The sequence below is a fragment of the Piscinibacter gummiphilus genome, assembly GCF_032681285.1.
GTDB classification, from domain to species: Bacteria; Pseudomonadota; Gammaproteobacteria; order Burkholderiales; family Burkholderiaceae_C; genus Rhizobacter; species Rhizobacter gummiphilus_A.
In genome coordinates, this window is sequence record NZ_CP136336.1 from 4,932,326 (window position 1) to 4,957,902 (window position 25,577).

At 69.0% G+C, this 25,577-nt stretch carries 26 protein-coding genes; 9 read left to right on the plus strand and 17 right to left on the minus strand.

Annotated elements, in window-relative coordinates:
* Positions 1 to 18: 18 nt before the first annotated feature.
* From RXV79_RS23295 to RXV79_RS23305, 3 genes are all read right to left on the minus strand, one after another.
* The gene (locus RXV79_RS23295) at positions 19 to 855 is read right to left on the minus strand and encodes a MipA/OmpV family protein (protein WP_316704192.1); all 837 of its coding nucleotides are present in this window, start codon (positions 853 to 855) and stop codon (positions 19 to 21) included.
* 128 nt (positions 856 to 983) lie between these two features.
* Positions 984 to 1,772, minus strand: coding sequence for a LytR/AlgR family response regulator transcription factor (locus tag RXV79_RS23300; protein ID WP_316700475.1), 789 nt, complete (start codon positions 1,770 to 1,772; stop codon positions 984 to 986).
* Positions 1,769 to 2,893: a sensor histidine kinase gene (locus RXV79_RS23305; protein WP_316700476.1), complete on the minus strand. Its 1,125-nt coding sequence runs from the start codon at positions 2,891 to 2,893 to the stop codon at positions 1,769 to 1,771. Before RXV79_RS23305 ends, RXV79_RS23300 begins: the two co-directional genes overlap by 4 nt.
* Positions 2,894 to 3,081: 188 nt before the next feature.
* Between RXV79_RS23305 and RXV79_RS23310 the strand changes: the two genes are divergently transcribed.
* Genes RXV79_RS23310 through RXV79_RS23325 form a run of 4 tightly spaced genes read left to right on the plus strand, consistent with a single transcriptional unit; the run spans position 3,082 to position 5,774 of the window.
* Positions 3,082 to 3,861 carry an SDR family oxidoreductase gene (locus tag RXV79_RS23310; RefSeq protein WP_316700477.1) on the plus strand — a complete coding sequence of 260 codons (780 nt, stop codon included), beginning with the start codon at positions 3,082 to 3,084 and terminating at the stop codon, positions 3,859 to 3,861.
* Between the two features lies 1 nt (position 3,862).
* A complete protein-coding gene (locus RXV79_RS23315) occupies positions 3,863 to 4,261 on the plus strand; it encodes a dihydroneopterin aldolase (RefSeq protein ID WP_316700478.1) in 399 nt (132 codons plus the stop codon).
* A complete protein-coding gene (ttcA, locus tag RXV79_RS23320; protein WP_316700479.1) occupies positions 4,261 to 5,169 on the plus strand; it encodes a tRNA 2-thiocytidine(32) synthetase TtcA in 909 nt (302 codons plus the stop codon). Before RXV79_RS23315 ends, ttcA begins: the two co-directional genes overlap by 1 nt.
* 14 nt (positions 5,170 to 5,183) lie before the next feature.
* A complete protein-coding gene (locus RXV79_RS23325; RefSeq protein WP_316700480.1) occupies positions 5,184 to 5,774 on the plus strand; it encodes a DUF4136 domain-containing protein in 591 nt (196 codons plus the stop codon).
* Positions 5,775 to 5,789: 15 nt separating this feature from the next.
* Here RXV79_RS23325 and RXV79_RS23330 read toward each other — a convergent pair whose 3' ends face one another.
* The gene (locus RXV79_RS23330) at positions 5,790 to 6,683 is read right to left on the minus strand and encodes a DUF6279 family lipoprotein (RefSeq protein WP_316700481.1); all 894 of its coding nucleotides are present in this window, start codon (positions 6,681 to 6,683) and stop codon (positions 5,790 to 5,792) included.
* On the opposite strand from RXV79_RS23330, the gene glmU reads away from it, so the two are divergent.
* Positions 6,682 to 8,058: a bifunctional UDP-N-acetylglucosamine diphosphorylase/glucosamine-1-phosphate N-acetyltransferase GlmU gene (gene glmU / locus RXV79_RS23335; protein WP_316700482.1), complete on the plus strand. Its 1,377-nt coding sequence runs from the start codon at positions 6,682 to 6,684 to the stop codon at positions 8,056 to 8,058. The genes RXV79_RS23330 and glmU overlap by 2 nt on opposite strands.
* Before the next feature lie 11 nt (positions 8,059 to 8,069).
* Here glmU and RXV79_RS23340 read toward each other — a convergent pair whose 3' ends face one another.
* From RXV79_RS23340 to tsaB, 5 genes are all read right to left on the minus strand, one after another.
* Positions 8,070 to 8,780 carry a hypothetical protein gene (locus tag RXV79_RS23340; protein ID WP_316700483.1) on the minus strand — a complete coding sequence of 237 codons (711 nt, stop codon included), beginning with the start codon at positions 8,778 to 8,780 and terminating at the stop codon, positions 8,070 to 8,072.
* Positions 8,781 to 8,863: 83 nt separating this feature from the next.
* A complete protein-coding gene (locus tag RXV79_RS23345; protein ID WP_316700484.1) occupies positions 8,864 to 11,257 on the minus strand; it encodes an EAL domain-containing protein in 2,394 nt (797 codons plus the stop codon).
* Positions 11,258 to 11,312: 55 nt separating this feature from the next.
* Positions 11,313 to 12,110, minus strand: a complete 798-nt coding sequence (locus RXV79_RS23350) for a uracil-DNA glycosylase (RefSeq protein ID WP_316700485.1) — start codon at positions 12,108 to 12,110, stop codon at positions 11,313 to 11,315.
* Positions 12,097 to 12,597, minus strand: a complete 501-nt coding sequence (gene rimI / locus RXV79_RS23355) for a ribosomal protein S18-alanine N-acetyltransferase (protein ID WP_316700486.1) — start codon at positions 12,595 to 12,597, stop codon at positions 12,097 to 12,099. The genes RXV79_RS23350 and rimI overlap by 14 nt, the downstream gene beginning before the upstream one ends.
* Positions 12,594 to 13,316, minus strand: coding sequence for a tRNA (adenosine(37)-N6)-threonylcarbamoyltransferase complex dimerization subunit type 1 TsaB (gene tsaB / locus RXV79_RS23360; RefSeq protein ID WP_316700487.1), 723 nt, complete (start codon positions 13,314 to 13,316; stop codon positions 12,594 to 12,596). Before tsaB ends, rimI begins: the two co-directional genes overlap by 4 nt.
* 55 nt (positions 13,317 to 13,371) lie before the next feature.
* On the opposite strand from tsaB, the gene dacB reads away from it, so the two are divergent.
* Together dacB and RXV79_RS23370 are read left to right on the plus strand one after the other, a co-directional pair.
* Positions 13,372 to 14,937 carry a D-alanyl-D-alanine carboxypeptidase/D-alanyl-D-alanine endopeptidase gene (gene dacB / locus RXV79_RS23365; protein ID WP_316700488.1) on the plus strand — a complete coding sequence of 522 codons (1,566 nt, stop codon included), beginning with the start codon at positions 13,372 to 13,374 and terminating at the stop codon, positions 14,935 to 14,937.
* A gap of 3 nt (positions 14,938 to 14,940) precedes the next feature.
* Positions 14,941 to 15,234, plus strand: coding sequence for a SemiSWEET transporter (locus RXV79_RS23370; RefSeq protein WP_316700489.1), 294 nt, complete (start codon positions 14,941 to 14,943; stop codon positions 15,232 to 15,234).
* A 13-nt stretch (positions 15,235 to 15,247) separates the two neighbouring features.
* On the opposite strand, the gene RXV79_RS23375 is transcribed toward RXV79_RS23370, so the two are convergent.
* Genes RXV79_RS23375 through purE form a run of 4 tightly spaced genes read right to left on the minus strand, consistent with a single transcriptional unit; the run spans position 15,248 to position 18,875 of the window.
* Positions 15,248 to 16,216, minus strand: a complete 969-nt coding sequence (locus RXV79_RS23375; RefSeq protein ID WP_316700490.1) for a hypothetical protein — start codon at positions 16,214 to 16,216, stop codon at positions 15,248 to 15,250.
* Positions 16,217 to 16,236: 20 nt separating this feature from the next.
* Positions 16,237 to 17,229: an L-threonylcarbamoyladenylate synthase gene (locus tag RXV79_RS23380; protein ID WP_316700491.1), complete on the minus strand. Its 993-nt coding sequence runs from the start codon at positions 17,227 to 17,229 to the stop codon at positions 16,237 to 16,239.
* 21 nt (positions 17,230 to 17,250) lie between these two features.
* On the minus strand, positions 17,251 to 18,414 hold the full coding sequence (locus tag RXV79_RS23385) for a 5-(carboxyamino)imidazole ribonucleotide synthase (protein WP_316700492.1): 1,164 nt from the start codon (positions 18,412 to 18,414) through the stop codon (positions 17,251 to 17,253).
* Entirely contained in the window at positions 18,411 to 18,875 is a 465-nt protein-coding gene (purE, locus tag RXV79_RS23390) for a 5-(carboxyamino)imidazole ribonucleotide mutase (protein WP_316704193.1), read from the minus strand. The genes RXV79_RS23385 and purE overlap by 4 nt, the downstream gene beginning before the upstream one ends.
* A gap of 113 nt (positions 18,876 to 18,988) precedes the next feature.
* Between purE and RXV79_RS23395 the strand changes: the two genes are divergently transcribed.
* Positions 18,989 to 19,930 carry a tetratricopeptide repeat protein gene (locus RXV79_RS23395; RefSeq protein ID WP_316700493.1) on the plus strand — a complete coding sequence of 314 codons (942 nt, stop codon included), beginning with the start codon at positions 18,989 to 18,991 and terminating at the stop codon, positions 19,928 to 19,930.
* A 31-nt stretch (positions 19,931 to 19,961) separates the two neighbouring features.
* Here the strand turns inward: RXV79_RS23395 and RXV79_RS23400 are convergent, their stop codons facing one another.
* Genes RXV79_RS23400 through fba form a run of 3 tightly spaced genes read right to left on the minus strand, consistent with a single transcriptional unit; the run spans position 19,962 to position 23,042 of the window.
* Positions 19,962 to 21,065: a hypothetical protein gene (locus RXV79_RS23400; RefSeq protein ID WP_316700494.1), complete on the minus strand. Its 1,104-nt coding sequence runs from the start codon at positions 21,063 to 21,065 to the stop codon at positions 19,962 to 19,964.
* A gap of 4 nt (positions 21,066 to 21,069) precedes the next feature.
* Positions 21,070 to 21,978 carry a phosphoribosylaminoimidazolesuccinocarboxamide synthase gene (locus RXV79_RS23405; RefSeq protein WP_316700495.1) on the minus strand — a complete coding sequence of 303 codons (909 nt, stop codon included), beginning with the start codon at positions 21,976 to 21,978 and terminating at the stop codon, positions 21,070 to 21,072.
* Positions 21,978 to 23,042, minus strand: a complete 1,065-nt coding sequence (gene fba / locus RXV79_RS23410) for a class II fructose-bisphosphate aldolase (RefSeq protein WP_316700496.1) — start codon at positions 23,040 to 23,042, stop codon at positions 21,978 to 21,980. Before fba ends, RXV79_RS23405 begins: the two co-directional genes overlap by 1 nt.
* A 297-nt stretch (positions 23,043 to 23,339) precedes the next feature.
* Between fba and RXV79_RS23415 the strand changes: the two genes are divergently transcribed.
* The gene (locus RXV79_RS23415) at positions 23,340 to 24,353 is read left to right on the plus strand and encodes an STAS-like domain-containing protein (protein WP_316700497.1); all 1,014 of its coding nucleotides are present in this window, start codon (positions 23,340 to 23,342) and stop codon (positions 24,351 to 24,353) included.
* Positions 24,354 to 24,359: 6 nt separating this feature from the next.
* On the opposite strand, the gene RXV79_RS23420 is transcribed toward RXV79_RS23415, so the two are convergent.
* Positions 24,360 to 25,571 carry a threonine ammonia-lyase gene (locus tag RXV79_RS23420; RefSeq protein ID WP_316700498.1) on the minus strand — a complete coding sequence of 404 codons (1,212 nt, stop codon included), beginning with the start codon at positions 25,569 to 25,571 and terminating at the stop codon, positions 24,360 to 24,362.
* Between the last annotated feature and the right edge of the window lie 6 nt (positions 25,572 to 25,577).

The following is a 25,577-nucleotide window of genomic DNA, read 5'->3' on the forward strand; positions in this document are numbered from 1 at the left end:
GGTGGACCTCCTGGGAACTCACAGTTGGAACTCGTAGCGCAGCGCGAGCAGGCCACTCGTCTGGCGCGTGCGCTGGGTGATGGGGCTGTCGGCGGCGTCGCCGGTGAGGCGGTGTACGCGCAGCAGCGCTTGCAGGTGCCAGGCGCGGCTGAAGGCCATGTCGAAGTCGAACACGAGCTGCTGGCTCTTGAGGCCGGAACCCGCGTCAAAGCGGGCGTAGCCGCTGGCCGCCGACTGCTGCGGTGTCACGCCGAAGTAGGCCTGCGTGTGGCGGCGGTCGGCCCAGGTGACGCCGGGCGTGATGGTGAGCTTCGCGTGGCGGTGCAACTGCCAGGGCAGCGCGAGCCCTGCCTCCATGAGCGTGCCGCGATGGCTGGACACGGCCTGCCGCAGCGCGCCGGTCAGTGACACCGGACCGAGCGCGACCGAACCCGACGCGGAGACAAGGGCCGTCATCTTCACCTCGCCCATGCCGCGCAGGTCGGCGCTGCCCGGGCGCAGGCCGGCGGGGGTGAGCTTGCGCTCGTCGTCGTCGACACGGCCGGGGTCGACCGAGAGGCCGAGGCTGGCGGTGCCGGCCGTGGTCTGCCACGGGGTCCACACCAGGCCGCGGCTGCCGAAGGCCACGCTCGCCGCATTGGGGCCCACCCCGGGCCGCCAGTAGACCTCGCCGCCCAGCACCGGCTGCACCCGCGTGTGGCGGCTGCCTTCGTATTCGGGCACGGCGGCGGCGCCCATCAACACACCGCCCGACCAGCCCGGCGCGGGGCCCACCCAGCCGGGCGGCGGGCCGTCTTGTGCATGGGCCAGGGGTGCAAGCACGGCGCACGACAGCGCCGCAGCGGCGGGAAGCATTTTCACGATCGGTCAACCTCAGCGAGTGGCGAGGCGACCAGTGTCGAGATGCGGCGGGGTTCGTGTCTGGCGCCGATCCGCGAACGGTGCGGCCGGGGTGCCGAAGCGTCGGAAAGCGGCGGCGAGCGTCACATCGCCTTGAAGCGATGCGCGAAGAGCCGGCTCACGCCGAGGCGTGTGGGGTGGTCGCGCAGGCCCAGCCACAGGCGGCCGTCTTCGCTGCGCTCCACCTGCGCGATGCAGCGCGCCTGCACCACGAGGCTCCGGTGCACCTGCCAGAAGCGCTCGGCGTCGAGCCGCTGCAGCAGCTCGCGCAGCGTCATGCGGATCAACGCTTCGCGCTCGCGGGTGACGACGCGCAGGTACTTGTCGGCCACCTCGAAATACAGCACGTCGTCGATGGGGATGAGGTGCGTGACCGCGCCCACGGCCGCATTGATCACCGACAGCGGTGCCGCGCTCGCTGCGGGCTGCAGCGCCTGCGCCACCCGTTGCAGCGCACCGCCGAGCGCCTCGCCGCTGGCCCCATCGAGCAGCGCGAGCCGCTCCTGCAAACGCTGCACCGCGCGCTGCAGGCGCTCGGTGCTCACCGGCTTGAGCAGGTAGTCGATGGCCCCGTGCTCGAAGGCCTGCACCGCGTACTGGCCATAGGCGGTGACGAACACGAGCTGCGGCAGCGGCACGCCCTCGGGCCAGTCTTCGACGATGGCCTCGGCCGCATCGAGCCCCGAGGCGGCGGGCATGTGGATGTCGAGAAAGATCACGCGCGGCAGGTGTTCGAGCGCGAGCGCGATGGCCGCCGCGCCGTTGTCGGCCACCGGCAGCAGGTCGATGCCCGGCCACAGCGTGGCGAGTTGCTGCTGAAGGCGGCGCGCGAGCACCGGCTCATCTTCGACCACGAGCACGGGGATGGTCATGCGGGGCTCGCCTGAGGAATCCGCACCGTTGCACGCACACCGTGCGGGGCATGGTCGGCGAGCGTCAGGCCGGCCTCGTCGCCGAAGGCGTAAGCCAGCCGCTGCCGCAGGTTGGCCAGGCCGATGCGGCCGGCGGCGAACGGGTCGTCCACCGACAGGCCCTGGCCGTCGTCCACCACCTCGATGAGCACCTGGGCGCCGTCGCGCCGCGCGCTGACATGGATGCTGCCGCCCTCGGGCCGGGCATCGAGGCCGTGGCGCACCGCGTTTTCCACCAGCGGCTGCAAGGTGAGTGGCGGCAGGCGGCAGCCCTGCAGTTCGGCGGGCAGGTGCAGCGTGTGGCGCAGGCGCGGCCCCATGCGGATGGCCATCAGGTTCAGGTACTGCTCGAGCAGGTTGAACTCCTGCTGCAAGGTGACGAGCGGCTGCTCGCCCGTCTGCATGCTGGCGTGCAGCAGCTCGCTCAACGCTTCGAGCATCGCCTGCGCACGCGCGGGCTCGGTGTCGATGAGGGCATGCGCGTTGGCCAGCGTGTTGAAGAGCATGTGCGGCTCGATCTGCTGCTGCAGCAGCTGCAGGCGGGCACTCGCCGCGCGCACGTCGGCGTTTTCGGCGCGCAGGCGCTCCGATTCGATGTGGTCGCGCTGGGTAATGAGGTGCACCGCCACCAGCGAGGCGACGATGGTGGTGAAGGCCACCAGCGCCATCGCCGGCTCCAGCGGATGGGCGAGGCCCGACGAGACGCCCAGCAGCGCGCCCGCCAGCAGCCGCCCCATCGTGTGGCCGACCGGAATGGCCACGAGGGTCACCCCGCCCAGCGCCAGCCACCGCGGTGGCCGCTCCCACCACGAGGTGAGGCGCGGCCATTCGATGAGCCCGAAGATGCACAGGCCGATGCACTGCGAGAACACCAGATGGCTCCCCAGCGCCTCGAGCTGCTGCTGCGAGCTGCTCTCGGGCGTCATCGCCACCACGATCAGCCACAGCGTGACGGCAACCACGGTGTTGAGCACGAGCACGATGCCGAGGTCGCGCAGGAACACGCGGCGGCGGCCTCGTGGTGGCGGCAGCGGCCGCGCGCTCGAGACGGCAGCGGTCTCGTGGGGGGTGGTCGTCGTCATGGTGTCGGAAGGAGTCGCCAGTCTACGCAGCCGCATCGCCACGCCGGCGGCAAAAGTGGCGAACGGCACGGTGGTGGCGCCGAAACGCCGCTGCGGGGTGCCGAACGGGCCCTGCAAGAGCCCGACAGCGGGTCGAAAAAGGCCCCGCCGATACACTGTCGGCCTCCGTTGTCACCCCCCCCATCACCATGTCTGAACGCCCGGTCGTGCTCGTCACCGGCGCGGCCCGCCGCCTGGGCCGCGAGATCGCGCTCGACCTGGCCGCGCACGGCTTCGATGTGGCCGTGCACTACCACCGCTCGGAGGGCGACGCTGCGGAGACCGTGGCGCAAGCGCGGCGGGCGGGCGCATTCGCCGAAAGCGTCCAGGCCGACCTGGCCGACGAGGCGAGTTGCCGCGCGCTCGTGCCGCAGGTGGTCGAACGTTTCGGGCGGCTCGATGCGGTCGTCAACAACGCCTCGACCTTCGAGTACGACAACGCCGAGAACTTCAGCCTCGCGTCGATGGAGAAACACTGGCGAGCCAACACCGCCCCGGCGGTGCTGCTCGCGCAGGCCCTGCACCGGCACCTGGCCGGCACGAACCGGCTGGGCTGCGTGGTCAACCTGCTCGACCAGAAGCTGTGGAACCTCAACCCCGACTATTTCTCGTACACGCTGTCGAAGGCCGCGCTGCAGACGGCCACGGTGATGCTGGCGCAGGCGCTGGCCCCGAGCGTGCGGGTGTGCGGCGTGGCACCGGGGGTCACGCTGCTGTCGGGTGCGATGACGGCCGACGAGTTTGCGGCCTCGCACCAGCTCACGCCGCTGGGGCGTTCGTCCACGCCGGGCGACATCGCCCGCACCGTGCGCTTCCTGATCGAATCGCCGGCCATCACGGGCACGACGCTGCTGGTCGATGGCGGGCAGCACCTGCAGGCCCAAGCCCGCGATGTGATGTTCCTCGCCAACCCCGACAAGAAAGCCTGACATGCAAAGCCTGCTCGGCCACAACGACCTGCGCGACTGCCGCCGCCTCTTCCTGCGCAACTACGAGGTGTGGATCAACATCGGCGTGCACGACTTCGAGAAGCGCGGCGAGCAGCGCGTGCTGATCAACGTCGACCTGTACATCCCGCTCACCGTGTCGACGCCGCGGAACGACGAGCTCGACGAGGTGGTCGACTACGACTTCATGCGCCGCAGCATCGCGGTGCGCATCAAGCAGGGCCACGTGCATCTGCAGGAAACGCTGTGCGACGACGTGCTCAAACTCATGCTCGCGCACCCACGAGTGAAGGCTGCACGCGTGTCGACGGAGAAGCCCGACGTCTACCCCGATTGCGACGCGGTGGGCTGTGAAGTGTTTGGAATCAAGGAAGTGATGTGATGAGTGCCGTGATCGACAGCAAAGACGAGGCGAAGCTCGCCTTCGAAACCAACAAGCTCAGCAAGCGCCTGCATCGCCAGGTGGGCCAGGCCATCACCGACTTCAACATGATCGAAGACGGCGACAAGGTGATGGTGTGCCTGTCGGGTGGGAAGGACAGCTACACGCTGCTCGACATCCTTCTCAACATGCAGCAGCGCGCGCCGATCCGCTTCGAGCTCGTCGCCGTCAACCTCGACCAGAAGCAGCCGGGCTTTCCCGAGCACATCCTGCCCGAGTACCTGAAGGCACGCGGCGTGCCCTTCCACATCGAGAACCAGGACACCTACTCCATCGTCAAGCGCCTCATCCCCGAGGGCAAGACCATGTGCAGCCTGTGCTCGCGCCTGCGCCGGGGCATCCTCTACCGGGTGGCGGGCGAACTCGGCGCGACCAAGATCGCGCTCGGCCACCACCGCGACGACATGATCCAGACGCTCTTCATGAACATGTTCTTCGGCAGCAAGATGAAGGGCATGCCACCGAAACTCGTGAGCGACGACGGCAAGAACATCATCATCCGCCCGCTCGCCTACGTGGCCGAGACCGACATCGAGCGCTGGTCGGCGCACCGGCAGTTCCCCATCATTCCCTGCTCGCTGTGCGGCAACCAGGAGAACCTGCAGCGGGTGCAGATCAAGGCCATGCTGCGCGACTGGGACAAGCGCTTCCCCGGCCGCATCGACAACCTCTTCACCGCGATGGGCAACATCGTGCCTTCGCACATGATGGACCGGAACCTCTACCCTTTCACCACGCTCAAAACCACTGGCGTGGCCGACCCGGGCGGCGACATCGCGTTCGACGACGACGAGTCGTGCGCCACGCCTGCCACACCGGGTGAGTCGGTGATCAAGTTCGCGGAGTAGGAGCGAGACAGCCCATGCGCATCACGGCCCTGGCAACCCTGGCATTGGCCGCCGCCCTCGGCGGCTGTGCCGCCATGAACACGGTGGACAGCGAGGTCTCCACGTACAGCCAGTGGCCTGCGGCGCGCAAGCCGGCCACCTTTGCCTTCGAGCGGCTGCCCTCGCAGCAGGCACGGCCCCAGGAACAGTCGGAACTCGAAGCCGCCGCCCGCCCCGCCCTGCTGGGCGCAGGCTTCCAGGAAGTCAACGACCTCAAGACCGCCGACACCACCGTTCAGGTCGCCGCCCGCGTTTCGCGCACCGATCGCGGCTTCTACGACGACCCCTTCTTCTGGCGCGGGAGCCTCTTCTATTCGCGCTACGGCCGGCCGTACTGGGGCCCCGGCTTCGGGATGATGTACGACAGCCCGCGCTACGACCGCGAGGTGGTGGTGCTGATCCGCGACCGGCAGACCGCGCAGCCGCTCTACGAAGCGCGCGCCGCCAGCGACGGCCTGAGTTCCGGCAACACCCAGCTGCTGGCCGCGATGTTCAAGGCGGCGCTGAAAGACTTTCCGCAGACCGGCATCAACCCGCGGCGCGTGAGCGTGCAGCTCACCCCCTGATCGCGGCCCGCCCCCTCAGGGCGCCTTGCGCCCATCGGCCGCCAGCGAGCGGGCGTCTTCTTCCCAGCCCTTGAAGCGCTTCACCGCCGACGCCCGCTGCTCGCGACTCGCACTGTTGTGCAACTGGGCGGCGAGCTTGCAGTTGTAGGCCAGCAGCTTCTGCTGGTACTCGAGGTAGTGCGGGCGCGGCGAGCGCTGCACATGGGCCACGACGACGCGCAACGACGCCAGCGTCTGATCGGGCGAGATCGCCTTGTCGTTCGCAATGCGCCGCAGCATGGCCAGCGCCTCCTGCTGGCGCAGCATGCGTTCCTCCAGCCACAGCTCGGGGTTGAAGGGCGACGCGGCGATGCCTCGCCGCAGCGCCTCGAGCTGGGCCTCGTCGAGGCTGCCGTAGAACATCTCGGCGCGGTCCAACGCACGCTTCACCGAGGCCTCGAAACGCTCGGTGGGGTCGGGCTGCAGGAAGTCGTTGCGGAACTCGCGGTTCACCTTGGCGTACTTGCGCTCGATGTGCTGGACCTGTGCCGGCGTCAAGCTGCGCACCAGGTCAACGGCCATCGGCAGCGCCTTGTCGAGCATCGGGTCGACGCGCGACAGCGCCTCCTGGTATGAGCGGCACACCAGCTCGGGCGTGACCGGCCCTGCCGCATGGCCCTGCAGGCGCACGAGGAACTGCGCGTAGTCGTCGAGCTGGGTCTGGCGGTGCCAGCGGAACCAGGCTTCGAGCGTGTCGCGAACCTTGGGGATCTGCGCCTCGCTGAAGTCGGCGTACCCGTCGAGCCACCAGTAGCTCAGCTCCGGGCCCTGGCTGTACGCGAAGCGCACCGCCGTGCACCCCGACAACAGGGTGCCGACGGCGAAGCACACGCCGATAATCCAGGACTTCAGCAGAGGAAAACGTTGCATGGCACTCGACATCGTGATCATGGCCGCGGGCAAGGGCACCCGCATGAAATCCAGCCTGCCCAAGGTGCTGCACAAGCTGGCCGGGCGCTCGCTATTGCAGCACGTGTTGAACACCGCCACACGGCTGTCGGCCGATCGCATCATCACGATCACGGGCCACGAGGCGGAGGTCGTCGAAGCGGCCGTGAAGGCATCGAACCTGCGCTTCGTGCGCCAGGAGCCACAACTCGGCACCGGCCATGCCGTGCAACAGGCGGTGCCTTCGCTGCAAGAGTCCGGCACCACGCTGATCCTCAACGGCGACGTGCCGCTCATCACCGAGCGCACCGCACGTGCGCTGATCGAAGCCTGCGGCGGCACGAAGCTCGCGCTGCTCACCATCGACCTGGCCGACCCGACCGGCTACGGCCGCATCGTGCGCCAGGGTGACAGCGTGCGTGCCATCGTCGAGCACAAGGACGCCACCGCCGAGCAGCGCCAGATCCGCGAGATCTACACCGGCATGATGGCCGTGCCCACCGCCGCACTCAAGCGCTGGCTCTCGAACCTCAAGAACGACAACGTGCAGGGCGAGTACTACCTGACCGACATCGTCGCGATGGCCGTGGCCGACGGCACGCCGGTGGTGGCCGCGCAGCCGCTGACCGAAGCCGAGGTGCTGGGCGTCAACAGCCCGGTGCAACTCGCCGACCTGGAACGCCGCCACCAGCGCGCACAGGCCGAGCACCTCATGAACGACGGCGTGCGCCTGGCCGACCCGGCGCGCTTCGACCTCCGAGGCGATCTGCACTGCGGCACCGACGTCGAGATCGACATCAACTGCATCTTCGAAGGCACCGTGCACCTCGGCAGCGGCACGCGCATCGGCGCGCACTGCGTGATTCGCAACGCGCGCATCGCCGACAACGTGACGATCCACCCCTTTACCCATATTGACGGCGACAAGGACGGCGCAAGCGTCGGCGCCGGCTCGCTGATCGGCCCCTTCGCCCGCCTGCGCCCGGGCGCACAGCTCGCCGAAGAGGTGCACATCGGCAACTTCGTCGAGGTGAAGAACTCGACACTCGCCAAGGGCGCCAAGGCCAACCACCTCGCCTACCTGGGCGACGCGACGGTCGGCGAACGTGTGAACTACGGCGCCGGCAGCATCACCGCCAACTACGACGGCGCCAACAAGCACCGCACCGTGATCGGCAACGACGTGCACGTGGGCAGCAACTGCGTGCTGGTCGCACCCGTCACGCTCGGCGACGGCGCCACCATCGGCGGCGGCTCCACCATCAGCAAGCCGGTGCCGGCGGGGCAGCTGGCGGTGGCGCGTGGCAAGCAGACCGTCATCGCCGGCTGGGTGCGGCCGGTGAAGAAGAAGGGCTGAGGCCCCCGCGTTCAGGAGCGGCGGATCGCGACGAGCTCGATCAGTTCGCGCGACGCCTCGAAGACGCGCGGGGCAAGATTGGTGGCGGCCTTGACGGTCGACTCCATGCGGACCACGCGGCGAAGCTGCGGCGAGTACCAGACCTGCGCCGACACCTTCGACGGGGTGGAGATGTTGCGGCTCTTGTCGGTGGCCGCCCAACCCCAGACTTCGATCGGCACCACCGGCAGCGCGCCCATGGGCGTCTGCAAGGTGACCATCGCGCCGGCTTCCGCCTTCAGCGAATAGGCCATGTTCGACGCGGCGCCGTTCCCGCGGTGCGAGCTGCTCCACGTGGTGCCCGGCTGGAGCGACTCGCGCCCCCAACCGCCGGGCGGCATCATCGCGTCCAGGTCGCCGGCCTGCACCACCGTGACCTCCAGCGGCTCGCCCGTGGGCTTCTCGACGCGCCCGCCCTGATCGAAGCGCACGCGGGTTGCCTCGACCCGGTCCACGCGAAGGACGACCGAACGACGGTTGCCGGTGGATTTGTCGTGCACGACGTATTCGATTTCGTCGCCCGCCTTCAGGGGCTGCAGCAGGGACGCCGGCACCGCGTCATACACCGCCGCGTTGGTTGGGCCCAGCACCGCCGTCTGGGGTTTGGCCGATCGCCAGGAACACCCCGCGAGCAAAGCGGACACGACGACGCCGGCCACCACGGCCTTGGACAAGTTCAGCATGGAGATCTCCCTGGAAAGCGTTTTTCGACTGATCGGTGCACGCGCGTGCACAGGCGAATTATGGCGAGGGCCCAGGGAGACTTTCAGGCCTGTGCCGTGACCCAGTGCGCGAAGTCGGGCGCGGCGAGCGGCTCGCCGACGAGCATGCCTTGCAGCTCGTCGCAATCGAGGCGAGCGAGAAAGGTGCGCTGCGCGTCGGTCTCCACGCCTTCGGCAATCACGACAAGCCCCAGGCCGCGCGCCATCTGCACGATGGCCCGTGCGATCGCGGCCGAGTCGTTGTCGGTCGGAAGGCCCAGCACGAAGGAACGGTCGATCTTCATCTTGTCGATCGGCAACTCCTTCAAGTGCGCGAGCGACGAGTAGCCGGTGCCGAAGTCGTCGACCGAGATGCGGATGCCCAGCGCCTTCAGCTCGGAGAGCTTGCGCTTCACCTCGGGCAGGTCGTCCATCAGCATTCGCTCGGTCAGTTCGAGTTCGAGCAGTTCGCCCGCCACGCCCTCTTCGGCCAGCATCTGCTCGATGAGCGCCGTGAACCCGCTGGTCTGGAACTGCACGGTGGAGAGGTTCACGGCCACCGGCACGCACAGGCCTTCTTCGTGCCAGCGGCGGACGCGGCGCATCGCCTCGCGCAGCACCCATTGGCCGATGGGCAGCATGAGGCGCTGCTGCTCGGCCAGCGGGATGAAGGTGTCGGGCATCAGGAGGCCACGCTCGGGGTGGTTCCAGCGGATCAGCGCCTCGGCGCCGACCAGCACGCCATCGCGCGCACGCACCTGCGGCTGGAAGTGCAGCACGAACTCGCCGCGTGCGAGCGCCTGCGACATCTGGCTCTCGAGCACCAGCGCGTCGTAGGCACTGCTCGCCATCGCGGGCGTGAAGAACTGGTAGTTGGCGCGGCCGCGCGACTTCGCGAGGTACATCGCGGTATCGGCGTGCTTGATGAGGTCGTCGGCCGTCTCGCCGTCGTGCGGGAACATCGAGATGCCGATCGACGGCGTGACCGAGATCAGGCGGCCATCGGCGTTCACCGGCACTTCGATGCGTGCGAGCAGCTTGTGGGCCACTTCTTCCACGTCCATGCGCTGCAGCGTGCGGGGCAGCAGCACGATGAACTCGTCGCCGCCGAAACGGGCCACCACGTCGGTGCCGCGCAGGCTCTCGGTGATGCGGCGGGCGATGGTCTGCAGCAGCGTGTCGCCCACCAGGTGGCCGAGCGAGTCGTTGACGCGCTTGAAGTGGTCGAGGTCGATGAAGAGCAGGGCCACCTGCGAATCGTCGCGGCGCGCCGCGGCGATCATGTGGCCCAGGTGCTCCATCAGGCTCAGGCGGTTGGGCAGGCCGGTGAGCGAGTCGTTGTGCGCGAGGCGGCGGATGTGCTCCTGCGCCGCATGGCGGTCGCGGATGTCGCGCACGATGCTCATGCGCAGGCGCTCGCCGTGGCGCTCGATGGTGCGCACGATGAACTCGACCGGGATGCGCCGGCCATCGCGGTGCAGGATCACGCTCTCGTAGGCCGTCTCGCCGAGCGCTTCCATCACGGCCGACACCTTGGCCATCTGGTCGGCGGGCAGGAAGTCGAACACGTGGCGGCCGAGGATCTCTTCCAGCGGGTAGCCCACCAGCTCGCATAAGGGCTCGTTGGCGTCGGTGAGGTAGCCGTTCTTGTGGAAGAGGATGCCTTCCACGCTCGCTTGCATGAACTTGCCGAGCCGCTCTTCCGATTCGCGCACCGATTGTTCGGCCAGGCGGTGCTTGGTGATGTCGGTCACGAGCACGAAGGCGGCGAGCAAGGTGCCGTCGGTGGCGAGGTGGGGAATGAGGTTGACCTCCAGCCAGTGGCGCTTGCCTTCTGGCGTGCGCAACTCGCGCTCGTAGGCCGCCGGCTTGTGCTCGCGCAGCACGTAGTCGACGTAGGGCTGGATCACCTCGGCGGCCGCATCGCCCACGATCTCGGCGAAGGTGCGGCCGATCACCGAGTGCTCGTCGAAACCGAAGGTCTGTGCGTAAAGCTTGTTGGCGTACAGGCAGCGGAAGCTCTGTGCCTCGTAGTACGAGATCAGCACCGGCACGTTGTCGGCCAGCAGCTGGAACTGCTCGGCCCGCGAGCGCGACGAGATCTCGGCACGGCGGCTGTCGCTCACGTCGTGCAGCACGCAGACGTAGCAGCCCTGCGCTTCGAGCCAGGTGACCTGCAGGTCGAGCCAGGCTTCGCGGTGGCGCTGGTGGCCGGGCAGCGGCATGCGCACGCTCAGGCGGAAGTCGCGCCGCGCCGCCAGCTGGGTGGTGAGGGCCACGCCGGAATCGGCGCTCAGCAGCGACGGCAGCGAGGCCGATTCGTCAACGACGCCCATCTGCTCGCGAAAGCCCCGGTTGGCGTGCAGCACCGTGCCGTCGGGCGTGACCCAGGCCAGCATGCAGGGCAGGCTGTCCGCGTCGGGCAGGTCGCTGTCGCGCAGGAACGGGCGGAGGCTCATGGCGGGCCATGATAGCCGTCACCCCCTGTTTTTCACCCTCGGAGAGACGCTCAGCCTAGGGGGTGGCGAGCGCCTTCTGCAGCACCTCGCGCGCGAGGCAGAGGTCGTCCCAGGACTTGGCCTTGTCCTCCGGGTTGCGCAGCAGGTAGGCCGGGTGGTACGTCACGATGAGGGGCACGCCCTGATACTGGTGCACACGGCCCCGGAGGCGGCCGATGGGCTCGTCGCTGCGCAAGAGGCTCTGCACCGCGAAGCGCCCCATCGCGAGGATGATGCGCGGCTGCACCAGCGCGATCTGGCGGATGAGATACGGCTCGCACTGCGCGAGCTCTTCGGGCTCGGGGTTGCGGTTGCCGGGCGGGCGGCACTTCACCGTGTTGGCGATGAAGACCTGCTCGGCCGCAGCGGCCTCGCCGCGGGTCAGGCCGACGGCGCGCAGCATGTTGTCGAGCAGCTGGCCCGACTTGCCGACGAAGGGCTCGCCCTGCCGGTCTTCCTGCTCGCCCGGCGCTTCGCCGACGATCATCCAGTGCGCACGCTCGTGGCCGACGCCGAACACGGTGTTGGTGCGGCCACCGCACAGCTTGCAGGCGGTGCAGGCGGAAACGGCGGCGCGCAGCGCGGGCCAGTCCATCGTCTCGGTGCCCAGCGGGCGCGAGCCGGGCACGGCCCTAGGCGGCGGCGCGAGCGGCTGCGACCGAGGAGACGGCGCAGGGGCAGCCGCCGGCCCGGCCACAACCGCCGCTTCGGCCTTCGCCTCGACGGGGGCTGGCGCGTCCTCGGACCCGGCACGGTTCCACACGCGGATGCCCATCTCGGCCAGCATCGCGACCTGGCGTTCAGTCCACCCCACGCGCGGCCTCCAGTGAAAGGCTCATCACGATCGCGTCTTCGCGACCGTTCGGGTATTCCTCGCGCGAGGCCGGGTAGTAGCCTCGGCGCAGGCCGATGTGGCGAAAGCCGTAGCGCTCGTAGATGCTGCGCGCACGCAGGTTGCTGCCACGCACCTCGAGCCAGATCTGATGGGCACCCCGGCTGCGACCCAAGGTGCACAGCTCGTCGAGCATGAAGCGGGCGTGGCCCTGGCCCTGCGCCGCGGGCGCGACGGTGATGTTGAGCAGGTGCAGCTCGTCGACGCCTTCCATCGCGATGAAGTAGCCCAGCAGCTCGCCGTGACTGCCATGCAGCACCTGGGCCGGGTAGCCTGCGGCCAGCGAGTCGATGAAGTTGCCGCGCGTCCACGGGAAGGGGTAGGCCTGCAGCTCGATGGCGAGCACCGCGTCGAGCTGCTTGACGGTCATGGGCAGCAGCAGGCGTTCGTCGCGCAGCACCGCGCTCATGTCGCGACCTCTTTCGCGGCGCGCGCGGCTTCGCGCTCCTGCGTGGTCTGCGCCACCTTGTCGCGCAGGTACACCGGCAGCGCGTGTGTGGCATCGACCGTCCGGCCCTCGGCCAGCAGCTGTGCGGCGACCTCGATGAGCGCTGCGGCACGCGAGCGCTCCCGCGGCACCGTGGCAGCCGCGCCGAGCGCCAACCGCTCGCCGAAGGCATCGAGTGCCGAGCCGGCCACGAGGGTCGGCGGAGCCGACTGCCATGCCGCGTTCAAGGCCTCGACGCTGTAAAGCGCAGGCGCTGACAGCACCGTCCAGCGGCCCGACTCCCAACGGTAGGCGCCGGCATAGACCTCGTCCATGCGCGCATCCATCGCCACCCACAGCTCGGCCGGCGCGTCATCGGCGAGCTGCGTGCGCGCGTCCTGCGCCACGATCAGCAGGCTGTCGACCGGCACCACCGGCTTGCTCGCACCGAAGGCCAACCCCTGCGCCACCGAACACGCGGTGCGCAGGCCGGTGAACGCCCCGGGGCCGCAGCCGAACGCAATGGCGTCGAGTTCCTGCAAGGTGGAACCGGCATCGGCCAGCATGGCCAGCAATTCGGGCAACAGTCGCGCCGACGCCTTTGCACCGCCCGCCTCGTCGCGCGCGCGCCGCCCCTGCGGCGTGAGCAGGGCGAGGCTCATCGCGTCGGTCGAGGTGTCGAAAGCCAGCAGGCGGGTCATGGGAGGAGTCTACCGGGCGACCTTTCCTCGACGGGGCCCATGCGATCATCTCCCCATGCTGATACGCGACATCGTGCGCGGCCTCGCCGCGGCCGGCCTGGTCTGCCTGGCCTCGCATGCCACCGCCGCCCCGATCGTGGGCCTGCCGCCCGAAGTCGACTCCGCCCTGACGCGCGCCGGTGTGCCGCGCGAGGCGATGGTGGTGGTCGCGCAGGAGGTCGGTGCCTCCGAGCCGCGCCTCGTCTGGCAGCCGCAGCTGCCGGTGAACCCGGCGTCGCTGATGAAGCTCGTGACCACCAGCGCCGCGCTCGACCTGCTCGGCCCCGCGTGGGCCTGGAACACGCCGGTGTGGATCCAGGGCACCACGCTCAACGGCGTGCTCGAAGGCAACCTCGTCATCAAGGGCTCGGGCGACCCGAAGTTCGTGCAGGAGCGCCTGTGGCAGGTGCTGCGCCGCGTGCAGCAACTGGGCGTGCGCGAGATCCGGGGCGACATCGTGCTCGACCGCAGCGCCTTCAGCCTGCCACCGCACAACCCGGGCGCCTTCGACGCCAAGCCCTACAGCCCGCAGAACACCGGCCCCGATGCGCTGCTGCTCAACTACAAGTCGGTGCAGCTGACCTTCACGCCCGACCCCGCACGCGGCGTGGCCGTCGTCTCGAGCGAGCCGCCGCTGGCCGGCGTGCGCATCGACCTCACCGTGCCGCTGTCGCCCCACGGCGTTTGCAACGACTGGCGCGAGGCGCTGCGCCCCGACTTCACCGACCCGCTGCGCATCCGCTTCAGCGGCCACTACCCGGTGGCCTGCGCCGAGCAGTTCTGGCAGGTCGCCTATGCCGACCCCGCGAGCTACAACGCCCGCGTGCTCGCCGGTCTCTGGCGCGAAATGGGCGGCAAGCTCATCGGTCGGGTTCGCGACGGGCAGGCGCCGGCCGACGCGCCGAGCTTCCAGGTGGCCTCACCCGCCCTGGCGGAAGTGGTGCGCGACATCAACAAGTTCAGCAACAACGTGATGGCGCAGCAGCTCTTTCTCACGCTGCCCGTCGCGCAGCGCGGCGGACCGGGCACGCCCGAGCAAGCGCGCGACCTGATGCGCAGCTGGCTGGCCGAACGTTTCGGCGACGCGGCGCGCGGTGCGGTGGTCGACAACGGCTCGGGCCTGTCGCGCGATGCGCGCCTGAGCGCCCACCTGCTCGCCCGGCTGCTGCAGGCGATGTATGCCGGGCCGTCGATGCCGGAGCTGATGAGTTCGCTGCCGGTGATCGGCGTCGATGGCACGCTGCGCCGCGCGCGCAACGGCGCCACCGGGCGGGCACATCTCAAGACCGGCTCGCTCAACGGCGTGGCCGGCATCGCCGGCTACGTGCTCAGCAGCGGTGGCCGGCGCTATGTGGTGGTGGCGGTCATCAACCACGCCAACGCCAACCTTGCACGGCCCGCGCTGGAGGCGATGGTGCAGTGGACGGCCAACGACTTCACGCCGCCCGTGCCGCCGCAGCCCTTCGTCGTGCCGCCGGCCGAGCCCGCCGCATCGGCTGTGCCACCGGTTGTGCCAGCGCCGTCCCCGGCCACGCCAGCGGCGCCGGCCTCGGCTCCGGCGTCCGCCGCCCAACCCGGTTGAACAATGGACCACCTGTCGCTTGAATGGCTGGGCTACGTCGCCGCCACGCTCACCACCGGCTCCTTCGCCCTGCAGGCCTGGCACACCTTCCGCACGCGCGACGTGAGCGGCATCTCGCTCGGCATGTACAGCGCCTTCACGGTAGGCGTGGCGCTGTGGCTGGCCTACGGGGTCGTGTTGCGCTCGTGGCCGATCGGCATCGCCAACGCGGTGACGCTGGCGCTCGCGCTGAGCATCCTCGCGATGAAGGTGACGATCGAGACACGCCGGCGGCGGCCCCGTCCGCCGCGGGGCTGACACGCAGGAAGGATCAGAAGGGGTTGTTGCGGGCGCGGTAGACCGCAGCCGATCCCAAGCGGGACTGTGCGTTCGCGCCGGGCTGCAGCGAGCCAGCCCAGAGCCAGTCAGCGCCGTAGCTGGTCGGAGAGCTTGTCGCGACACTGTTTTCGTCGCAGCTCGTCAATGCAGTGGCCCCGCAGATGGCGTCAGCGACATTGACCAAGCCGTAGCTCCCCGGGGAGCGCACCATCAACAGCACCAACTCGTCCCCCAGCACAAGGCCGACGGAGTGGCCACCGCCGCGCACGTCCTGCAGACGGCGGCGCAGGGCGTCGTTGAAACTGCGGGTCAGGTTGCTGAGCAGCACCTGCTCGGTCAATGAGCGGCCACGGCCGTACGGCGTGTAGGCGACGTCAGGGATCGTCGAGACGATTACACGCGCACCGCGGTCGGTGATGCGCACCACTTCCGTCCCCACCGCAGTGCCCGCCGCCGTTGCAGCAGCGAGAGGATCTGCAGCACTCGCTGCGGCCACCACATCGTGGGTGCCGACCATGATCGCCACGAGGTCCTGAGCGTTGAAGCCCGTGGTGGTCAGGTAGTTGGTGATGCGGGCATTCATCATCGTGACCGTGCTACTGACCTGCGCAAACGTGAAGGCACGTGCCGTGGTGGCGTGGGTCAGGCAGTCGGCGAACTGATAGCCATAGTCGTTGGCCAGCACCTGCACCCAAATCGGATTGCGGGTGCAGTCGCGTGTGTTCGCGATCGGAAGGCCCGTCGTGGCATCACGTTCAACACCGTTGACGGTGTACTTGCGGCCATCGCTCGGGAAACCAGCATCCGGCTCGATCAGACCCGACTCGTCACCGAACACGACGATGCGGTCGGGCACGAACTTCTCGATCTGGTCCCCACCTCCGCACGACGCGAGCAGGGACAGGGCGGCACTCGCCAGGGTCACACGCAGCAGGTTCAGCTTAGCCAACGACAACTTCATGAAGTCTCCAAAGACGAGGGTCAGGCGGCCGCGGCACGCTGCAGCCGGTCGCGCACGCCGTCCCACTCCGGGGTGTCAGGCGGCGTTTCGACCCAGATGAGATGCGCGCCCTGGTCGTCCAGTTCACGCAAGGTGGAAAAGAGTTGGTGGGCGGCCGGCACCGCCTCGGTGGGCATGGCCCGGTAGAGCAGACCGCGCGCCGCGCTACGCGGAACGGTGCGGCAATATACCGCCAGCTTCAAAGACGTCGGATGGCCCGGTGCATCGAGCACCTGCAGCGCCTGGCGCAGCATCTCGGCCGGCATCAGCCGCAACTTCGCGCGCGGCGCGTAGTGCGCCTCGAGCGTGCCCGAGGCCTTGGGCGCCGCCTCGTCGCGGTCGAGCACCGGCTCACCGGCGATCGCCTCCAGGCGCGCACGCGTGATCACGCCGGGCCTGAGCAGCACCGGCCGGCCGCGCGAGCAGTCGACGATGGTCGACTCGATGCCGCCTTCGCAGGGGCCACCGTCGAGCACGAGCAGGTCCTCGCCCAGCTCTTCGACCACATGACGCGCGAGCGTGGGGCTGATGCGGCCGAAGCGGTTGGCGCTGGGCGCGGCCACGCCTTTGATACCCAGCCGCTGGGCTTCCTTCAACAGCGCCTGTGCCACCGGATGCCGCGGGCAGCGCAGGCCGACGGTCGGCTGTCCGCCGGCCGCCGCACCGGCCACCTCGGGGCGGCGCGGCACGATCACGGTGAGCGGGCCGGGCCACAAGGCCTCGGTCAGGCGCTGAGCGACGGGCGGCCACTGCGCCGCGAAGGCCAACGCGTCCGCCGGCGAGGCCACGTGCACGATCAGCGGGTGGTCAGCCGGCCGCCCCTTGGCTTCGAAGATGCGGGCGACGGCGGCATCGTCGTCGGCGCGGGCGCCCAAGCCGTAGACCGTCTCGGTGGGCAGGCCCACCAGTTCACCTGCAGCGAGCGCCTGCGCGGCACGCGCCACGGCATCGGCATCACGACCGTCGAGCAGCATGCGACAAAGCCCCCGCGCCGATCACCAGGCCGGCAGGCCCAGCAGCGACGCAGCCTTGAGCGCCGTGGCCCGCGCAGCCTCGGCCGTCGCCGCGGTCACGGTGAGGTGGCCCATCTTGCGGCCACGGCGTGCGCTGGTCTTGCCGTAGAGGTGCAGGTGCACGCCGGGCAGGGCCAGCAGCGTGTCCCACGGCGGCGTGGTTTCAAGCTCGCCGTGGCGAAACCACAGGTCACCAAGCAGGTTGAGCATCACGGCGGGCGAGTGCAGGCGTGGCTCGCACAGCGGCGCATGGGTCAGCGTGCGCACCTGCAGGTCGAATTGCGACAGGTCGCAGGCGTCGATCGTGTAGTGGCCGGAGTTGTGCGGCCGCGGCGCCATCTCGTTGGCGACCAGCGTGCCGTCCTTCAGCACGAAGAACTCGACGCACAGCACACCCACGTACCCGAGCGTCTCGGCGATCTTGCCAGCCGCCGCGACGGCCTGCTCTTGCACGGCCGGCGTGACGTCAGGCGCGGGCACTTGCGTGACCGCGAGGATGCCGTCGCGGTGCAGGTTCTGCTGCAGCGGGAAGTGCACCCATTCACCCGACGCACCACGCGCCACGATCACGCTCACCTCATAGGCCAGCGGAAGCATCTTTTCGAGCACGCAGCCAACTTGCTTCAACTCCGCCCAGGCGCGGACGAGTTCGTCGCGCGTGGCCACACGGACCTGGCCCTTGCCGTCGTAGCCGAGGCGGGCGGTCTTCAGCACGCCGGGCAGCAGGTCGTCGGGCACAGCGGCGAGTTGAGCCGCGGTCTCGATCACCGCGTGCGGTGCGCAGGGCACGCCGCAGGCGACGAAGTGCGCTTTCTCTGCCGCGCGGTCCTGGCAGGTGGCCACGGCGTCGCCGCTGGGCGCGACGGGGCACGACTCACCGAGGCGGCACAGGGCCGCGGCCGGCACGTTCTCGAATTCGGTGGTGACGGCAGCCGAGACACGGGCCAGCTCTGCGAGGCCGGCTTCGTCGAGGTAGTCGGTGCGCACATGGTGGTGCGACACCAGGCCCGCGGGGCTCGCGGCATCGGGGTCGAGCACAGCGGTGGCGTAGCCCATCTGCTGCGCCGCATGCACGAACATGCGGCCGAGTTGGCCGCCCCCCATCACGCCCAGCGTGGCGCCGGGGGGGATGAACTTCGGGTTCATTTCAGCTCGCCGGTCATCGCGCGTGCCGCCTCGGTCTGGCGCGCGCGATACGCCTCCAGCTTCTCGCGCAACGGGGGCTGCTCATTGGCCAGCATCGCCACGGCGAAGAGCGCCGCATTCGCCGCACCCGCCGTGCCGATCGCAAACGTGGCGACCGGAATGCCCTTGGGCATCTGCACGATGGAATGAAGCGAGTCCACGCCTTGCAGATGGCGGCTTGCCACCGGCACACCGAGCACCGGCACCGTGGTCTTTGCGGCCAGCATGCCCGGCAGGTGGGCGGCGCCGCCAGCCCCGGCGATGATGGCCTTCAGCCCGCGCGAGGCCGCAGCCTCGGCATAGGCGAACATGTCGTCGGGCATGCGGTGGGCCGACACCACCCGTGCTTCGAAGGGGACACCGAACTCGGCGAGAATCTCGGTCGCGAGGCGCAGGGTCTCCCAGTCGCTGCTGGACCCCATCACCACGCCGACCACGGGGGCGCTGCTCAAGGCTCGCTCCAAGTGCTCAAAGAACCTTGAATTGTAGGCGGGCAGGCTTCACCTGCCCTGGCCGACCCACTGGCGCACCACCCATGGACATCACCCTCCAGAACTTCGAAGCCGACCTCATCCAAGCCTCGATGCAGCAACCCGTGCTGCTCGACATCTGGGCGCCGTGGTGCGGCCCGTGCAAGTCGCTGACGCCGGTGCTCGAGAAGCTGGAAGTGGCCTACGCCGGCCGCTTCAAGCTTGCGAAATGCAACGCCGACGAGCAGCCCGAGATCTCGGGCCAGCTGTCGCAGATGTTCGGGGTGCGCAGCATTCCGTTCTGCGTGCTGTTCAAGGACGGCCAGCCGGTCGATGGGTTCGTGGGTGCCCTGCCCGAAGCCCAGCTGCGCGAATTCCTCGACCGCCACGTGCCGAGTGCCGAGGAGATGGCCGCCGATGAAGACGTGGCGGCTGCCGAGGAACTGATGGCCGAGGGCGACACCGAAAGCGCGCTCGAGAAGCTGCAGGAAGCGGTGGCCATCGACCCCGCGAACGACGCGGCCCGCTACGACTACCTGCGCGCCCTGCTGCTCGCCAACCGCGTGGCCGATGCCCGCCGCGCCTTCGAGCCGGTGGCCAGCAAGGTGATGCTCGACGCGCGCCTGGCGGCCGCGGGCCACTGGATCGACGCCGGCGAAAAAGCCGCGTCCGCCCGCAGCCCCGAGGCGCTGGCCGCCGCCATCGCCGCCAACCGCCGCGATTTCGAGGCCCGCTTCGAACTCGCGCAGACCCATTTCGCCGCGCAACGTTTCACCGAAGCGATGGATGAGCTGCTCGAGATCGTGATGCGCGACAAGGCCTGGAACGGCGAACTCGCGCGCAAGACCTACGTCGCCATCCTCGAGCTGATGAGCAAGCCGGCCCCGAAGAGCACCGAAGCGGCGGCACCCAAGAGCACGCTCGAAGTCGCCGCCAAGGTGAACACCGCGCCGGCCGACCCGGTCGTCGACCAGTACCGGCGCAAGCTCAGCATGGCGCTCTTCTGAGCGTGGCGTGACGCCTCGGGCAACCCGAGGCTCAGCTGGCCAGCGTGGCCACCGCCTTCTCGATCGCGGCAATCGACATCGCCTGCTCGCGCTCGTGCGCCTGCCAGTCGGCCGCTGCCTGCTCGCGATGATGGGCGGCCACGTCGGCCTGGCCGAGTTGCGCAAAGACCTGCGCCAGCCGGTGGTGCGCGGCGGCGCGGTCGTCGGCATCACGGTCGTGGGCGACCGACACCTGCGCCGCCACCGCGTCCTTGCGGGCCTGCTCGGTCTGCCCGAGCTGCAGGCGGCACCACGCCAGGTCGGCGCCGAGCGACGCGCGCATGCGGTCGAGCCCTTGCAGCAAGCCGTCGCTGAAATGCGCTTCGTAGAGCGAGACCGCCTCGGCCCACTGGCCTTGCAACGTGCACACCCGCGCGCGATGCAGCGGCACCAGCGCATCGAGTGACGCAATCCCGATCAACGCGTCGAGGTTGGTGGCCGATTGCAGGCTCAGCTCCGCACGGCGCAGCATCGCCACGTCGTGCTCCCCGGTCATCACCGCGTGGCGCGACTGGTCGGCCAGCAGGCCCGCCATGTTGTACATGATGGCGCTGAGCATGGTCTCGTCGCCCTCGGCGCTGGCGTGCAGGCGCGACTTGGCGTACCAGGGCTGCGCCGAATCGAACCGCCCGCCGAAGTGATAGGCCAGCGCCACCACGAGGCAGGCGCGGGCCCGGGCGCTGTGGTTGTCGGCGTCGGCGAGTTGCAGGGCTTCGGCGACGTGCCGGCCCATCGCGTCGAGGTCGTAGGCGGTGTAGTCCATGTGCGCGAGCCACGCCGCGGCCAGCGCGTTCAGGCGGCGGTCGCGCGACGCACCGCTCACGGCATACGCCCGCTTGATCTTGTCGTGCGCGGTCTGGCCGAGGTCGCTGAAGTAACTGGTGAGCCCCTCGGCGAGGCTGATCCACGCATTCACCCGCGGGTGCGGGCTGAGGCCGTACTGCGCCTGCAGGCTGGCAATGATGCTGCGCGCTTCGTTGAGCTGGCCTTGGCGCGCCAGCAATGCCGCACGTTCGGCACGCAGGCAGTCGGCCTCGGAGGGCATGGCGGCAGCCGCGATGGCCGCATCCAGATGACTCAGGAGGCGCGACTTCATCAGCTCAACCCGTGAGGCGCTGCAAGGCCTCGCGGTATTTGTCGGCGGTCTTGGCGATCACCTCCGGCGGCAGGCTGGGCGCCGGCGCCTTCTTGTTCCACGGCGCGCCGTTGACGCGTGCCTGCTCCAGCCAGTCGCGCACGAACTGCTTGTCGTAGCTCGGCGGGTTGCGGCCTTCGCGGAACGCCGCTTCATAACCCTCGATGGGCCAGAAGCGCGAGGAGTCGGGCGTGAGCACCTCGTCCATCAGCGTGAGCGTGCCGTCGGCATCGAGGCCGAACTCGAACTTGGTGTCCGCGATGATGATGCCCTTCTTCAAGGCGATCTCGGCGGCGGTGGTGTAGAGCTTGATCGCGGTCGTGCGCACCTTCTCGGCCAACTCCGCACCGATGATCCCCTGCATGCGCTCAAAGGAGATGTTCTCGTCGTGGTCGCCCATCTCGGCCTTGGTGGCCGGGGTGAAGATCGGCTCGGGCAGGCGGCTCGCGTTCTTGAGCCCGGCAGGCAGCTTCACGCCGCACACCGACTGCGAGGCCTGGTACTCGGCCCAGCCGCTGCCGGCCAGGTAGCCGCGCACCACCGCCTCGACGGGCAACGGCTTCAAGCGCTTGACGAGCATCGAGCGACCACGCACCTGCTCACGCTCGGCCGCGGTCACGACCGAGGTGGGGTCGTCACCGGTGAGGTGGTTGGGCACGATGCCTTGCAGGTGCGCGAACCAGAAGAGCGCCATCTCGGTGAGCAGGGCGCCCTTGCCTGGAATCGGCTCGCCCATGATCACGTCGAACGCGCTCAGGCGGTCGCTCGCGACCATGAGGATGCGGTCGTCACCGACCGCGTAGTTGTCACGCACCTTGCCGCGCGCGAGGAGCGGCAGCGATGTCAGCGTCGACGTGAGCAGCGCCTGCGCCATCAGACGACCGTCTGGGCCAGTTCGCCCTTGGCGTAGCGCTGGGCGATCTGATCGAGGCTCTGCGCCTTGATCTTGCCGGCCTGGCCTTCGCAGCCGAACTGCTGGTAGCGCGCCTTGCACACGGCCTTGGCCGCTTCGCGCGCGGGCTTGAGCCACTCACGGGCATCGAACTTGTCGGGGTTCTCGGCCAGGAACTTGCGCACCGCGCCGGTCATCGCGAGGCGGATGTCGGTGTCGATGTTGATCTTGCGCACGCCGAACTTGATGGCTTCCTGGATCTCTTCGATCGGCACGCCGTAGGTCTCTTTGATCTTGCCGCCGTACTGGTTGATGATGGCCAGCAATTCGGGCGGCACCGACGACGAGCCGTGCATCACGAGGTGGGTGTTGGGAATGCGCTTGTGGATCTCTTTCACGCGCGAGATCGCGAGGATGTCGCCGGTGGGCTTGCGCGAGAACTTGTAGGCACCGTGGCTGGTGCCGATGGCGATCGCCAGCGCGTCGAGCTGCGTCTCGCGCACGAAGACGGCGGCTTCTTCGGGGTCGGTCAGCATCTGGCTGTGGTCGAGCTTGCCTTCGGCGCCGATGCCGTCTTCTTCACCCGCATCGCCGGTCTCGAGGTTGCCGAGGCAGCCGAGTTCGCCTTCGACCGTCACGCCGGACTTGTGCGCCATCTGCACGACCTTGCGGGTCACGTCGACGTTGTAGTTGAAGTCGGCCGGGGTCTTGCCGTCTTCGCGCAGCGAGCCGTCCATCATCACCGAGCCGAAGCCGAGGTTGATGGCGCCTTCGCACACCTTGGGCGAGGTGCCGTGGTCCTGGTGCATCACGAGCGGGATGTGCGGATACGCCTCGGTGGCCGCCTGGATCAGGTGCTTGATGAAGGGCTCGCCCGCGTACTTGCGTGCACCGGCACTGGCTTGCAGGATGACCGGGGCGCCCACTTCATCGGCGGCGGCCATCACGGCCTGCACCTGCTCGAGGTTGTTGACGTTGAAAGCCGGGATGCCGTAGCCGTTTTCAGCGGCATGGTCCAGGAGCTGGCGCATTGAGACGAGTGGCATGGTCGGAGTCCGGAAGTGATGAAACCTGCGACCGGGTGGGCAGTGTGCGCACGTCCCCGGTGAAACAGCGCTGTAACCGCTGCGAAACCTGGGGATTGTAGCGGCGGCCCCTCGGTGAAAACCCTTCGCCCGGGGCCGTCTCCCATGTCTGGGGGACCCAATGTTTGGGGCTTGCGCGACGCAAATGTCGGGCCTCGAGAACCCACGAATTGAAGGGCGATGGCGCCGCTTTTCGCACTTCAGTCGGGCAGGCCGCCGCCGACACTGGGCTTCCGGTTTCCGACGGAAGACACGCTCATGGCACGACTCGACCTCACTGCCCTCACGCTGCACATCACCGCGTCTGCCTTGCAGCACCCGGATGAGCTCGCGGCCCACGTCGCCCAGGTGGCGCAGGTCAGCCGCAGCACGGCCCGCAAGGCGCTGCAGCGGCTGGTGCAGCTCGGGTGGCTTCGGCGTGAAGGCACGGTGCGCCAGCCGCGCTTCCAGCCCGGCTTGCTGCGCCAGGTGGTGCAGCGCTATCCGCTCGCCGGTCTGGAGGAAGACCTGCCCTGGGCCCGCCACTTCGCGCCCTTTTTCGATCTGCCGCCCGAAGTGCGCCGCATCACGCAGCACATCTTCGGCGAGTTGCTCAACAACGCCATCGACCACAGTGGCGGTGAGAACGTGACCGTCTCGCTGCGCCAGACGCCAAGCCATGTGCAACTGCTGGTCTCGGACGACGGTTGTGGTGTCTTCGACCAGCTTGCGCGCACCTTCTCGCTCGACGACCCCGCCCTTGCGATGCTCGAAGTCAGCAAGGGCAAGTTGACGAGCCAACCCCAACGCCATGCCGGCCGCGGTCTCTTCTTCACCTCGCGTCTGGCCGACGTGTTCGACCTGCACGCCAACGACACCGCTTTCCAGCACCGCCTGTGGGACGGCGGCTGGCACCCCGGCCGCGCGATGAAACGCCGCGGCACTTCGGTCTATGCCGCGATCGCGCTCGACACGACGCGCAAGCTCGACGACGTGCTGCAGGCCTACAGCCTCGACGGCACCGGCTACGGTTTCGAGCGCACCACCGTGCCGCTGCGACTGCTCGCCACGCCGCTCGCCGGTCTCGATTCACGCGCGCAGGCCCGTCGTGTGGCCGCCCGCCTGCAGCAGTTCCGCCGCGCTGAGATGGATTTCGACGGCGTCGAGAACATCGGCCACAGCTTCGCCGACGAACTCTTCCGCGTGCTCCCGATGGACGGCGTGCAGATGGTGCCGACCAACATGTCACCGAAGGTCGAAGCGCTCGTGCTCAGCGTGCGCAACGGCGCGTAGGGCCGCCTAACCGATCCGCTCGGCGCGATAACCGGCGGCCGTCATGGCCGCGAGGATCTCCGCAATGTGCTCCACACCCCGCGTGTGGACCACCACCTCGATCTGCACCCGCTCGACCGACACCGAGCTGAACGCGCGCTGGTGCTGCACCTCGTCGATGTTGGCACCCAGCTTGCCCAGCAGGAGGCACACGTCGGCCAGCGCCCCGGGCACGTCGCGGATGTCGAGCCGCAGCCGCGCGAGTCGGCCCGCCCGCACCATGCCGCGCTCTATGATCTCGGCCAGCACCAGCGGCTCGATGTTGCCGCCGCACAGCACGAGCCCGACCTTGCGGCCCTCGAAGCGCCCGCGGTGCTTCATCAGCGCGGCCAGGCCCACGGCCCCGGCACCTTCGACCACCGTCTTCTCGATCTCCAGCAGCAAGACAATCGCCTGCTCGATGTCGTCTTCGTCGACGAGGAGCACATCGTCCACATGCTGCTCGATCAAGGGCAGCGTGAGCACGCCCGGCGCTTTCACACCGATGCCGTCGGCGATGGTGGCGTGCTGCACTTCGCGGTGGCCGCCGTGCTTGGCATTCCACGCCGCCGGGAAGCGCTCGCTCTGCACCCCCACGATCTCGAGGCCCGGCTTCAAGGCGCGCGCTGCCGTGGCCATGCCGCCAATCAGGCCGCCGCCGCCGATGGCCACCACGAGCGTGTCGATCTGCGGCTGCTGCGCCAGCATCTCCAGCGCCACCGTGCCCTGCCCGGCAATCACGGCCGCATCGTCGAAGGGGTGGATCAGCGTGAGCTGGCGTTCGCGCGCGAGCAGCAAGCCATGTGCCCGCGCGTCGTCGAAGGTGTCGCCATGCAGCACCACCTCGGCCCCGAATCGGCGTGTGTTGGCCACCTTCACCGGCGTGGCGAAACGCGGCATCACGATGGTCGCGGGAATGCCCAGGCGCTGCGCGTGGTAGGCCACGCCTTGCGCATGGTTGCCGGCCGACACCGCGAGCACACCCCGTGCGCGCTCGTCATCGCTCAGCTGCGAGATCTTGTTGAGCGCCCCCCGCTCCTTGAACGAGGCGGTGAACTGAAGGTTCTCGAATTTGAGGAACACCTCGCAGCCCGCGAGTTCGCCCAAGGTGCGCGAAGGCAAGCAGGGTGTTTCGAGCACATGGCCGTGCAATCGGCGTGCCGCAGCACGGATCTCGTCGAGCGTGATGGGCGTTTCCATTCCGCG

Excerpts from the sequence above, each read along its gene's own strand:
- RXV79_RS23295 (WP_316704192.1), bottom strand. The coding sequence starts at position 855 with ATGCTTCCCGCCGCTGCGGCGCTGTCGTGCGCCGTGCTTGCACCCCTG.
- RXV79_RS23300 (WP_316700475.1), bottom strand. The coding sequence starts at position 1,772 with ATGACCATCCCCGTGCTCGTGGTCGAAGATGAGCCGGTGCTCGCGCGC.
- RXV79_RS23305 (WP_316700476.1), bottom strand. The coding sequence starts at position 2,893 with ATGACGACGACCACCCCCCACGAGACCGCTGCCGTCTCGAGCGCGCGG.
- RXV79_RS23310 (WP_316700477.1), top strand. The coding sequence starts at position 3,082 with ATGTCTGAACGCCCGGTCGTGCTCGTCACCGGCGCGGCCCGCCGCCTG.
- RXV79_RS23315 (WP_316700478.1), top strand. The coding sequence starts at position 3,863 with ATGCAAAGCCTGCTCGGCCACAACGACCTGCGCGACTGCCGCCGCCTC.
- ttcA (WP_316700479.1), top strand. The coding sequence starts at position 4,261 with ATGAGTGCCGTGATCGACAGCAAAGACGAGGCGAAGCTCGCCTTCGAA.
- RXV79_RS23325 (WP_316700480.1), top strand. The coding sequence starts at position 5,184 with ATGCGCATCACGGCCCTGGCAACCCTGGCATTGGCCGCCGCCCTCGGC.
- glmU (WP_316700482.1), top strand. The coding sequence starts at position 6,682 with ATGGCACTCGACATCGTGATCATGGCCGCGGGCAAGGGCACCCGCATG.
- RXV79_RS23330 (WP_316700481.1), bottom strand. The coding sequence starts at position 6,683 with ATGCAACGTTTTCCTCTGCTGAAGTCCTGGATTATCGGCGTGTGCTTC.
- RXV79_RS23340 (WP_316700483.1), bottom strand. The coding sequence starts at position 8,780 with ATGCTGAACTTGTCCAAGGCCGTGGTGGCCGGCGTCGTCGTGTCCGCT.
- RXV79_RS23345 (WP_316700484.1), bottom strand. The coding sequence starts at position 11,257 with ATGAGCCTCCGCCCGTTCCTGCGCGACAGCGACCTGCCCGACGCGGAC.
- rimI (WP_316700486.1), bottom strand. The coding sequence starts at position 12,597 with ATGAGCGCGGTGCTGCGCGACGAACGCCTGCTGCTGCCCATGACCGTC.
- tsaB (WP_316700487.1), bottom strand. The coding sequence starts at position 13,316 with ATGACCCGCCTGCTGGCTTTCGACACCTCGACCGACGCGATGAGCCTC.
- dacB (WP_316700488.1), top strand. The coding sequence starts at position 13,372 with ATGCTGATACGCGACATCGTGCGCGGCCTCGCCGCGGCCGGCCTGGTC.
- RXV79_RS23370 (WP_316700489.1), top strand. The coding sequence starts at position 14,941 with ATGGACCACCTGTCGCTTGAATGGCTGGGCTACGTCGCCGCCACGCTC.
- RXV79_RS23375 (WP_316700490.1), bottom strand. The coding sequence starts at position 16,216 with ATGAAGTTGTCGTTGGCTAAGCTGAACCTGCTGCGTGTGACCCTGGCG.
- RXV79_RS23380 (WP_316700491.1), bottom strand. The coding sequence starts at position 17,229 with ATGCTGCTCGACGGTCGTGATGCCGATGCCGTGGCGCGTGCCGCGCAG.
- RXV79_RS23385 (WP_316700492.1), bottom strand. The coding sequence starts at position 18,414 with ATGAACCCGAAGTTCATCCCCCCCGGCGCCACGCTGGGCGTGATGGGG.
- purE (WP_316704193.1), bottom strand. The coding sequence starts at position 18,875 with ATGGGGTCCAGCAGCGACTGGGAGACCCTGCGCCTCGCGACCGAGATT.
- RXV79_RS23395 (WP_316700493.1), top strand. The coding sequence starts at position 18,989 with ATGGACATCACCCTCCAGAACTTCGAAGCCGACCTCATCCAAGCCTCG.
- RXV79_RS23400 (WP_316700494.1), bottom strand. The coding sequence starts at position 21,065 with ATGAAGTCGCGCCTCCTGAGTCATCTGGATGCGGCCATCGCGGCTGCC.
- RXV79_RS23405 (WP_316700495.1), bottom strand. The coding sequence starts at position 21,978 with ATGGCGCAGGCGCTGCTCACGTCGACGCTGACATCGCTGCCGCTCCTC.
- fba (WP_316700496.1), bottom strand. The coding sequence starts at position 23,042 with ATGCCACTCGTCTCAATGCGCCAGCTCCTGGACCATGCCGCTGAAAAC.
- RXV79_RS23415 (WP_316700497.1), top strand. The coding sequence starts at position 23,340 with ATGGCACGACTCGACCTCACTGCCCTCACGCTGCACATCACCGCGTCT.
- RXV79_RS23420 (WP_316700498.1), bottom strand. The coding sequence starts at position 25,571 with ATGGAAACGCCCATCACGCTCGACGAGATCCGTGCTGCGGCACGCCGA.